The 9,882-nt window shown below is 67.1% G+C and carries 10 protein-coding genes and 1 pseudogene; 5 read left to right on the plus strand and 6 right to left on the minus strand.

The features are described 5' to 3' along the window. The 4 genes and pseudogenes from ACWD01_RS36390 to ACWD01_RS36405 form a co-directional block, all read right to left on the minus strand. A pseudogene (locus ACWD01_RS36390) lies at window positions 1-542 on the minus strand (IS3 family transposase); the annotation flags it as partial. Between the two features lie 7 nt (window positions 543-549). After that, window positions 550-2,244 (minus strand): ISAzo13 family transposase, encoded by a 1,695-nt coding sequence (locus ACWD01_RS36395; RefSeq protein ID WP_451168147.1) that lies wholly within the window; start codon window positions 2,242-2,244, stop codon window positions 550-552. Between the two features lie 174 nt (window positions 2,245-2,418). Beyond that, window positions 2,419-3,609 (minus strand): IS701 family transposase, encoded by a 1,191-nt coding sequence (locus tag ACWD01_RS36400; protein WP_451168149.1) that lies wholly within the window; start codon window positions 3,607-3,609, stop codon window positions 2,419-2,421. A gap of 160 nt (window positions 3,610-3,769) precedes the next feature. After that, window positions 3,770-3,997, minus strand: coding sequence for a hypothetical protein (locus tag ACWD01_RS36405; RefSeq protein WP_451168151.1), 228 nt, complete (start codon window positions 3,995-3,997; stop codon window positions 3,770-3,772). 167 nt (window positions 3,998-4,164) lie between these two features. Here ACWD01_RS36405 and ACWD01_RS36410 point away from each other — a divergent pair, with 167 nt between their 5' ends. The 3 genes from ACWD01_RS36410 to ACWD01_RS36420 all read left to right on the plus strand — a co-directional run bounded on the left by ACWD01_RS36410 (window position 4,165) and on the right by ACWD01_RS36420 (window position 7,345). Next, window positions 4,165-5,166 (plus strand): sugar transferase, encoded by a 1,002-nt coding sequence (locus ACWD01_RS36410; RefSeq protein WP_451168153.1) that lies wholly within the window; start codon window positions 4,165-4,167, stop codon window positions 5,164-5,166. A 40-nt stretch (window positions 5,167-5,206) separates the two neighbouring features. Beyond that, window positions 5,207-5,929 (plus strand): glycosyltransferase, encoded by a 723-nt coding sequence (locus ACWD01_RS36415; RefSeq protein ID WP_451168154.1) that lies wholly within the window; start codon window positions 5,207-5,209, stop codon window positions 5,927-5,929. A gap of 228 nt (window positions 5,930-6,157) precedes the next feature. After that, window positions 6,158-7,345, plus strand: a complete 1,188-nt coding sequence (locus ACWD01_RS36420; RefSeq protein WP_451168156.1) for a glycosyltransferase family 4 protein — start codon at window positions 6,158-6,160, stop codon at window positions 7,343-7,345. Between the two features lie 11 nt (window positions 7,346-7,356). On the opposite strand, the gene ACWD01_RS36425 is transcribed toward ACWD01_RS36420, so the two are convergent. Continuing rightward, window positions 7,357-7,701, minus strand: coding sequence for a helix-turn-helix domain-containing protein (locus ACWD01_RS36425; protein WP_451168158.1), 345 nt, complete (start codon window positions 7,699-7,701; stop codon window positions 7,357-7,359). A gap of 41 nt (window positions 7,702-7,742) precedes the next feature. On the opposite strand from ACWD01_RS36425, the gene ACWD01_RS36430 reads away from it, so the two are divergent. Further along, complete coding sequence (locus tag ACWD01_RS36430; RefSeq protein ID WP_451168159.1) at window positions 7,743-8,579, plus strand: IS5 family transposase; 837 nt, start codon at window positions 7,743-7,745, stop codon at window positions 8,577-8,579. A gap of 132 nt (window positions 8,580-8,711) precedes the next feature. Continuing rightward, window positions 8,712-8,999: a hypothetical protein gene (locus ACWD01_RS36435; RefSeq protein ID WP_451168161.1), complete on the plus strand. Its 288-nt coding sequence runs from the start codon at window positions 8,712-8,714 to the stop codon at window positions 8,997-8,999. A gap of 89 nt (window positions 9,000-9,088) precedes the next feature. Here ACWD01_RS36435 and ACWD01_RS36440 read toward each other — a convergent pair whose 3' ends face one another. Beyond that, entirely contained in the window at window positions 9,089-9,559 is a 471-nt protein-coding gene (locus ACWD01_RS36440) for a hypothetical protein (protein WP_451168163.1), read from the minus strand. Window positions 9,560-9,882 lie beyond the last annotated feature (323 nt).

Genomic DNA, 9,882 nt, shown 5'->3' on the forward strand with positions numbered 1-9,882 from the left:
GCCAGGGCGTCGATGACGAGGCCGGTGCGCATGTGATCCGCGATCGCCCATCCGGCCAGGCGGCGTGAGGCGAGGTCGATGACGGTGGCCAGGTAGAGGAACTTCCCGCTGTCCACGGGAAGATAAGTGATGTCGCCGACGTACTTCGTGTTCGGTTCGGTCGCGGTGAAGTCGCGGTCGATCAGGTCCGGGGCCTTCGCCGCGGTCGGGTCCGCAACCGTGGTGCGGTGCCTACGACGCAGCCGCACGCCCGCCAGATTGATGCTCCGCATCACGCGCGCGATCCGCTTGTGATTGACGCGCTCACCGTCCTCGCGGAGCTCGGCCGTGATCCTGGGAACGCCGTAGGTGCCGTCCGACTCGCGGTGCACGACCCGTATCCGGGCAGCGAGGCGGGCGTCGGCCGCCTGCCGCGCGGCCCGATCCGCGGCCGTCCGACGCCAGTAATAGAAGCTGGAGCGGGCGACGCCCACGATTGAGCACAGCCGCTTCACCCCGTAACGGCGCTGATGGTCGGCGACGAACTGGAAGCGGTTCAGGAGCCGTAATTCAACTACTGCCGGAGTTGATCTCGTTGTCGTGGTGCTCGATCACGCGCTTCAAGGCTTCGAGCGTGCGGGGAGGGCGGGTCCGGCGGAATACGAGGACTCTGGCGAGCTCGGGCCCGGCGAAGGCCAGCATCGGCTTGGACCTCCCGGCGTGGTAACTCAGCACGTTGCGCTTGCGCCCCATCAGCTCGGCCGCGAGGGTCAAGGTGACGGTGTTGCGGCTGCGGAGCACGGCGGCCAGGACGCGGTGGCGGTGATCGACGGTGCCGAAGCCGGGGTTGCGGCCGCGGCCGTCCCTGCCTGTGCTCTGGCGTTCGGCTTCGGTCAGGACCTGTTGGCACGGTTCGAGCTGGAGCACGAGCTGTTCGAACTGTTCTCGGGGCATGCCGGTGAGTGCGGGATGGGTGAGGAGGAAGATGGCTTCGGCCGGGACCGGAGGCCCCGACTCGTCGCGTGGATCTTCCGGAAGCTGCTGGTCGGGGTCCTGCGGGGCGATGGTGTAGTTCCACTCGCCGTGGAACTCGTCGCGTTTGACCCGCCGCTCGGCGCTCTTGCGTTCAGCTCGGGTGAGCACGCGGCCGGTGGGGTACGCATTCTCGTCCAGTGCGGCATGAACGGTCAGTCCGGTGCTGGTGCGGGTGGCTGAGATGGTCTCCAGCAGCACTTCGTAGCTGGCCAGAGGCTGCCCGCGCAGGCTGTGAGTGATCCGGGAGAACAGCCGGTGTTCCACCTTGTTCCATTTTGAAGTACCTGGCGGAAAGTGCACGACGGTGATGCTCAGTCCGCACTCGTCGGCGAAGTCGGCCAGGCCCATCTTGAACAGGCGGGAGTCGGCCGAGTTGGCCCCTCCGGAATCGGCGGTGACCAGCAAGCGGTCCGCGCTGGGGTAGTCGAGGCGCCCTTGGACCTTCCACCAGCGGCGCAAGGACTCCACCGCGAAGGCGGCGGTGTTTTGGTCGGTGCCCACGTTTACCCAGCCGCTGTCGCGCCCCAGATCGTAGATGCCGTACGGGATGGCGACCGGGGTGTCGGGGTCGATGAAGTCGTGGTCTGGGGCGGTGATCGGCTGGCCTTTGGGGCGGTAGGCGCGGCCGGGCCGGGCGAAGTCGCCGATGGGTTCCTTCTGCTTCGTGTCCACGCTCACCACCGGCAGGCCCCCCGCCAGGAAGCCTTCGGCGGCGGTGTTGATGTGACGGAACTGGGCGTCTCGGTCGGGCACCTGGCTGCCGGCCCGAGTCTTGGCCATGCCCTGCAGGCTGAAGCCCATCGCACGCAGAAGGCCGCCGACCACCGGAGCACTGACCGGATGCCCCGCATCGCTCAGCTCTCGGGCCAAGTCCCGCAGCGAGGCAGTGGTCCAGCGAAGCGGGGACACCGGATCACCCACCTCCCGCGGCTCAATCAACAACTCGAGAGCCGCCACCAGACCAGGGTCGCGCTCGGCGGCAGACTTGCGCCCGCCGCCGGGTCTGCGCACGCGTCCCAACGCCTCTGCCCCACCCGCGAGTTCCTCACGCCCTCGCGCGACGGTCGACTCCGAGACCTCCGCCAGCCTGGCCACGGCCGCGGTCCCTCCATGCCCCAGAGCCTCGGCCTCGGAAGCCAGATACAGACGGCGCTGCCGCTCGTCCAGATGCGGCAACACCGCGGCAAACTTCGCATCCAGTACCGCCAGGACTTCATCCGGAATCGCCACAACATCCCAACTAGTACTGCAACGGTCTTTTGCGTGACGGTGGGGCAGTTTCTGGTGGTGTGTGGCCTCGTCGTTTGTAGTGGCTGGTGCGGGCTTGGCGTTGTCTGCGGCGGCGCCAGTTGGACCAGTGCAGGACGTGGTCGATGCTCGGGCGGGGCCGGGTAAGCCGACTGATCAGCCGTCGGAGTTCGGGCAGGGTGAGGGGTATGAGCTGGGAGGATCCGTTTCTGCTTTCCCGGTGTCCAGCTCGCGGGCCCGCAGAACGGTGAGGCAGGCGTGGGCGGCCATGGCCAGGGTGATGTGCCGGTGCCAGCCGTCGTAGCGGCGGACCTGATAGTCGTCCAGACCGCATTCCTGCTTCGCGGTCTGGAAGCATTCCTCGATCGCCCAGCGGCTGCCGGCGATGTGGATCAGTTCGTCGAGTGTGGTGCCGGCGGGGCAGTAGGCGATGTAGTAGGAGATCTCCTCGGGCCGGCGGACGCTGCGGCGGGCGATGACCCAGTTCCGGCGGTCGGGCCGGTGCCAGGGCCGGACTTCGACGCGGGCCCAGTCGAAGACGCGTGGTCCGTGGGCGCCGTTGCCGCAGGAGCGGCGTTTCCACTTCTGCCGGGGCAGATCGTGGAACAGGTCGTGGACGGGGTGGTCGATGGCGTGACGGGTGACGACGGTGTCGTGCCGGGTGGTGGCCATGATGTGGAAGACGTCGGCCTGCTCGAGTTCGTGCCGCCAGCCCTTGCTGTAGCCGTAGGCGGCGTCCGCGGTCACCCAACGGAACGGGATGTTCTCCGCGATCGCGCGTCGGACCATCGCTTTCGCCATGGCGACCTTGGTCTCGAACGCGATCTCATCAGTGATACCGGCCCGGCGGCACCGCTCGCGGTCGTCGGTCCACGACGTGGGCAGATACAGCCTGCGGTCGATCAACGTGCGGCCACGACCGGTGGCATAGCCGAGGAACACCCCGATCTGGCAGTTCTCCGTGCGTCCGGCGGTGCCGGAGTACTGCCGCTGAACCCCCGCCGAGCGGACGCCCTTCTTGAGGAAGCCGGTGTCGTCGACGATCAGGACGGCCTCCGGGTCGCCGAGGTGCTCGACCATGTAGTCGCGCACGTCGTCCAGGACCTCGTCCGCGTCCCACTCGATCCGGTTCAGCAGCCGGTGGATCCGGTCCGGGCCGGCATGACCAGCCTCCTCGGCAAGCGTCCAGCCGTTCTTCCGCTCCAACGGAGCGACCAGCCCCCGCATATAAGCCAGAGCCGACTCACGCGGCTCGGTCCTGGCGAACCGATGCAGGAACCGCTCATGCAGCTCGACCAGCCCGGCCGACCACTCCTGGGCACCCGCCCGCACTGTCTCCCACCTCATGACCAGCACAACGCACCAGCCGCCGCACCGTCACGCAAGAGACCGTTGCAGTTCTAACTTCGCGGCATTGGATGATCGACGGGATCCGCCAGCTCCGCGCCCTCGACCCGCGTCGCAACAGCCGGGCCCCAGCCCAGCTTCGCCACCACGTGCTTCGCGGTCAGACCGCCCTCACCGGGTCCTCGGAGACTGTCATGATCCGCCGGTTGTCAGTGTCGAGGACCTCCGCCGGCACCCCGCTCTCCCTGCGGGCCACCACCCTGCGCGGACCAGCCGCCGGCATCGGCTCCGCCTCCGCGAGGGCTCTCTTCACCCGCTCGAACTCGGCCCGCAGTTCCTCCATCCGCATTAAAGCAGCCTTCTCACGGCTCTCAAGCACTGCTCTCATCGACGGCAGGCCGCGACCGTACAGCCTTTGCTCCTAACAGGTAGTCCTTCCAGTTTCGCAGGGCGCCAGCCGCTTCTCCATGCGTATTGTGTGATTAACTCCTGAAGTCCAGATTTGGCTGGCTTCGCTGAGGTGTGCGATCTCGCAACTGAAATGGAGTAATGCGAATGAACCGCGCCACCCTGATTCCGGTCACCGAGAGCTCTTCGACCGGGAGAGCCAGCTGGCGGTCCCGTCAGGTTCCTTCGCCCTCCGTAGCGCGATGGAGAAGGAAACGAAAGGTCATTGTAGTCGATTCGACACAGGATATCGGGGATTCAGGCAATCTGGAGCAAGAGTTCGATGTCGTCAGGCGCTTCACGTTCTCCGAAGGATGTGCCGAGTTCGAGGCGTCTCTGATGCTGCATCATCCCGATCTGCTCCTGGTGAAGGCCTCTTTGGAAGGCCTCGACTACCGGTTGGTGGAGCTGTGCAGAGCGCACCGTGTCAAAGTATTCATACTGGCGCACCCTGCCTATGGGTTGCTCGGTTCGGCACGCTTCTACCGCTTCGGCGGACTGCCGTGGCTGCGGCTGCGGGCAACTGCGCGGAACCGCGTCTCCAGCGCTCGGCTCAAGAGAGCGTCCGATCTTTTGCTGGTGACCTTGGGCGTGCCCCTTGTCATTCCTGTCATGCTGGCCATCGCGATGCTGGTCTGCCGGGACGGCCCCATGTTCTACTTCCAGGACAGGGTGGGCGCGGGTGGCCGGCCTTTCCGCATCATCAAATTCCGCACGATGAGAGTGGACGCGGAGCACGCGACAGGGCCGGTGCTGGCTGCCGCCGACGATCCCCGGATGACTCCCTTCGGCCGGTTCCTTCGCCGCTCCAGGCTGGATGAGCTGCCGCAGTTGTGGAATGTCGTGCGTGGCGAGATGAGCCTGGTGGGGCCTCGCCCCGAGCGTTCCGAACTCATCGCGACTTTCGGGAACGTTCCCCACTACGACCTGCGCCACTTGGTCCGGCCGGGACTCACGGGTATCGCACAACTCACCGGTGGCTACGGAGCGAGTGTGGAGGAAAAGCTCCGCTGCGACCTGCTCTATGTGGGCTGCCATTCCCCCCGTTTGGACCTCATGCTGCTCGCGCGCACGCTGCTCGATCTGCTCCGTGGATTTCCCCGTGGCTAGCGCCGGCCCGAGCGCCCGCACCACCAGGACGGCGGCACCCGTGAGCGATCTGGGTGCCACCGCGATCGTGGTGACCTCCAACTCCCAGGACCATGTCGTGACCTGCCTGTCAGCCCTGCGTCACGCCGGGCTGCGGGTGAGCGTCGTGGACAACGCGTCCGCCGACGGCACCGTGCACGTTGTCGCGGCACACTTCCCCGAGATCGAGCTGATCCCCAACCCCGTCCATGTCGGCTTCGCCGCGGCCGTCAACCAGGCGCTGCCGGGCGCCGTCGGAAACGCCGTGCTTCTGGTCGATCCCGAGTGCATCCTGCGGGAACCCACCGCACGGGCTCTGGTCACCACGCTGCGGCTCCGGCCAGAGGTAGGTGTTGTCGGTCCCCGCATCATCGACCCGGGCGGGCGGCTCGTGGCCAGCGCACATCCCTTCGGTTCCCTCGCCTTGGCGTTGACCGGTCGCCTCAGGGGCAACCTGGCGCCGCTGGGACTGCACCAGCTGTTCTGGGGCAGGAAACGGCGTCGTACGTACGCCGACTGCGGCCGCTACGGGCGTGCGGTGACCGTCGACTGGGTGTCCGGGGCCTGCCTGGCGGTGCGGGCCTCCCTGCTGGCCGAGATCGGTGGTCTCGACGAGGGCGACTTCATGTACTACGCGGACGAGGGACTGTGCCTGCAGGCTTGGCGACGCGGAGCGCAGGTGCTGTACGTGCCCGCACTCACGGCCGTGCACCTCCGCGGAGCGAGCAGCAGGGATGCCATATAGCTCCGGCCACATGTGTACGGGAGCACGCTCCGGTTCTTCGGCCGCCACCGGCGGCGCAGCTACCCGCTGGTGCGGGCGAGGGTACTGGCCCGGGCGTCTCTCGGTGTGGCCCTCACCGCCGTTCCCCGGCGGATGTTCCCTCCCCCGGAACCTCAGGGCCCAGGCATGGGCCGACGCGGTCCGGCTCGCTCTCACTACCAGCCGCCTGAACGAGAAGGATGCCATGCCATGCACATCTTGATCACTGTGGTCGGAAAGCGCACAGAACACTGGTTGGACCTCTTCGCCGCGCTCGCAGACCGCCCCGACCTCACCTTGACGGTGGTCGCCGCCGACGTATCACCGCTGACCGAGCAGGGGCTGCGCGGGCTGGCAGACCGATACCGCAATTTCCGCCCCGTACTCCGGCCTCATCTGCTCGGGGAAGACAGCACCGGTCACATGGCCTCTGTACTCTTCGGCCCTGGCGCTGGGCACGCGTTGCGCGACGTGCCCGCACCGGACGTCGTGCATGTCATCGGTGAGGCCGCCTACCTGTCCACCTGGCAGGCGATCAGGCTGCGCGACCGGATCCGGCCGGGTACACCGGTCACCCTCTACGCTGCCCAGAACATCGTGATGCGCTTCCCGTTCCCGTTCCCGCTCCTGGAACGGCGTGCCTACGGTGCCGTCAGCCATGCGTTCCCGATCACCCCGAGCGCACTGCGCGTGCTGCGCGCCAAGGGCTACGCAGGGCCTGCGACCGTCGTGCCACTGGGGGTCGACACCGAGCTTTTCCGCCCCCTCGAGCAGGAGCGCCCGCAGACGTTCACCGTGGGGTTCGTCGGCCGGTTGGAGCCGCACAAGGGCATCGGCGACCTGCTCCTGGCCGCGGAGCTTCTCGACTGCGACCTGCAGGTGGTGGGCGACGGAACCCTGAGCGGCGAGGTACAGCGGGCGAGCGAGCGCCGTCCGGGGCGGGTCCGGCTCACACCGTGGGCGGACCATGCCGAACTGCCCTCGCTGCTGGCCCGGATGAGCGTGCTGGCGTTGCCGTCGGTCGAGATCGTGCAGCGCAATGTGGTGCCCTGGATCGGCATCCCGCTGCGGGAGCAGTTCGGGCGGGTCCTGATCGAGGCCATGGCCTGCGGCGTCCCCGTTGTCGGCAGCGACATCGGGGACATCCCCCACGTCATCGGCTCCACGGGCCTGCTCTTTCCCGCCAGCGACGCCGCGGCGCTCGCGGACCGGCTGGCCCGGATCCGCGACGAGCCCGGCCTCGCCCGGCGGCTCGCCGCCGAGGGACGCAGCCGTGCCGACAACGAATTCAGCTGGCGCAGGATCGCCGACGACCTCTGCCACACCTGGCAGCACCTCGCGCACGGCACGGCCTCGGACCGTGACACGGCCGATGCATCGAGAGGAGCGGAATTCTGATCAACCCGCAGTCACGACGGGGACGCCGAACTAGTGTGATGCACCGGAAATCTTGGGCTTAAGTCTCTTGCTGGTTTTCGGTGACTGGACTTCCCGCGCCACTTTCTCACCGTCGCTACCGTTACGCCGACCTCTGCCGCCACACGCGCATTCGGCGTCCCGTCCGCACACGCCAGCACGATGCGTGCCCGCTCTGCACACCGGGGCGCCACCACCCCACTTGCCCAACGGATCAACTCCGCGCGCTCTTCAGCGGACAGGGCGACTTCAACAGCACGGGGACCCGGCGACATGAGAGGGCGGTATGCGACCTGATGTCGCATCTGTCGTCGCTGGAACGTGTGGGACCGCAGCATCCACGCTGACCAGCGAACTCGGCCGTGCTGGAGTGTCCCCCGTGAGCGACCGCCAGTCCTACAAGAGCGACTTATCCGACGAGCGCTGGGCCCTGATCGAGCCCGTAATCAGCGCCTGGAAGGCCCGACACCGCTCCGTCAGCGGCCACCAGGGCAACTACGACATACGGGAGATCGTCAACGCCCTGCTGTACCAGTCCCGCACCGGATGCCAGTGGGATTACCTCCCCCACGACCTGCCTCCCGCCGGCGCTGTGAAGTACTACTTCTACAAGTGGCGCGACGACGGCACCGACCAGACCATCCACGACCTTCTACGCTGGCAGGTTCGGGAGAAGAAGGGCCGATTAGCCGACCCCAGTTTGGTGGTGCTCGATACCCAGAGCCTGCACGCCGCCGCCGGAGTCCGGGCCGAAACCACCGGACGGGACGCGAACAAGAAGGTGCCCGGCCGCAAGCGCGGACTGGCCGTCGACGTGCTGGGCCTGTTGATCGCGGTGGTGGTACTGGCCGCCTCCGTCCACGACAACGCCGCCGGCATCGCGCTGCTCGACAGGGTGGTGGCCAGCACCGAGCCGGGCACCGTGAAGAAGGCCCTGGTGGACCAGGGGTTCAAGAACACCGTCGCTGACCACGGGGCGAAGCTGGGCATCGAGGTCGAAGTCGTGAAGCGCAATCCTGGCGACACCGGGTTCGTCCCGCAGCCCAAGAGATGGGTGGTGGAGCAGGCGAACGGGATCTTGATGCTGCACCGCAGGCTGGTACGTGACTACGAGCATCGGCCCACCTCGGCCGAGTCGAGGGTGTACTGGGCCATAAGCGACCGCATGTCGAGGATGCTGACCGGGACCTCCGCCCTCACCTGGCGCGGCGCATGACCGGCGGAGAGCTGACCTTGGGGGCGGTGCTGGGCGCACCTGGAGGAGCGGGAGCGGGAAATCGCCGCGCAGGTCGAGACGGCCCGGGAGAAGATCGCCGAGCTGACCGCACTGCTGGACGGGCTCGGCAGGGTGACCGAGGAGATCCGGATCACCCGCAAGACGCTGCTCGAGCTGCCCGATCCGCGACCGCCCGCGGCGCCGACCGCGAAGCTGCTGGACCATCCGGCTTACCACCAGATCATGGCAGTGTTCGCCACAGCCGATGCCCCGCTGCGGGCGCGAGCGGTGTGCGAGGTGATGGACGTGGAGATCGCGCCCAACAACATCAACAACGTCCGCTTGAAACTCAAGCGGCTGGTCGAACGCGGAATCCTGGTCGAGACCGAGCAGGGCTTGTTCGCCCAGCCGCGGCCATAGCCGCCCAGCGAACCCGCGGCCAGGCCGCTCGCCTCAAGCGAAAGGGCAACACGGGCACCAACTTCACATAGAGCCCTTTGAGGTGCCGATCAGTCGATGCGATCGCTCAGGCCCAGCACCTTCGGGTTGTCGCTGGGGAAGTTCCTGGGCATGCCCGGCACGTCGATGGTGCGCCCGTACACTCCGGCCAGGAACTCGACGGCACCGACTGGGAACTCGATCCAGTCGGCGTTGTCCGTGCGGACGACCACCGGCCATGCGTCCGGATCCGCAGGGCTCGTCCTCCAGTAGAAAGTGTCCCCCGAATTGGACGACGCCCAGGAGATCAGGCCTCCCGGCTGCGGGTAGGGAACGTAGTCCTCGGTGTCGCCCATCTCGTACAGATCCTGAAGGATCTCGTCGTCCCTGGACGCGGACGCCCATGGCGCCTCGGCGCCGGGCGTCGGAAGGGACACCATGAGGAAATCATCGATGACAAGTATCGGGTACGCCTCCGCCAGAGAGCGGAAGTCCGACGGCAGCGCCGTCCCGAGGCCCGCCTCGAGGACGGTCCAGTCCACGCTGTGTCCGCTTGGCACACGCCACCGTGTCATCGAAGGCAGCGCGGCCTCCAGCTCTTCGACCCTCACCATGTCGTCTGCCAATCCGGGGAGTTCTCGACCACGACGGTCTCGAACAATACTCCGTCCTCGATGCGGGCGGACGCGGCCACATAATTGCTCAAAGAGTCACGAACCGCCCTCTGACAACACGCTATCAACTTAGCATCGGAATTTCCGGTGCATCACACTAGTACTCCAGCAGGACTTTGGTGTCTGACCTGGGACGATGCCGGGCGGCTGGAGTGTAGCGGGCGGTAGTTAGTCAGGGGCGGTCTTGAAGA

Source organism: Streptomyces sp. NPDC002835, assembly GCF_053591995.1.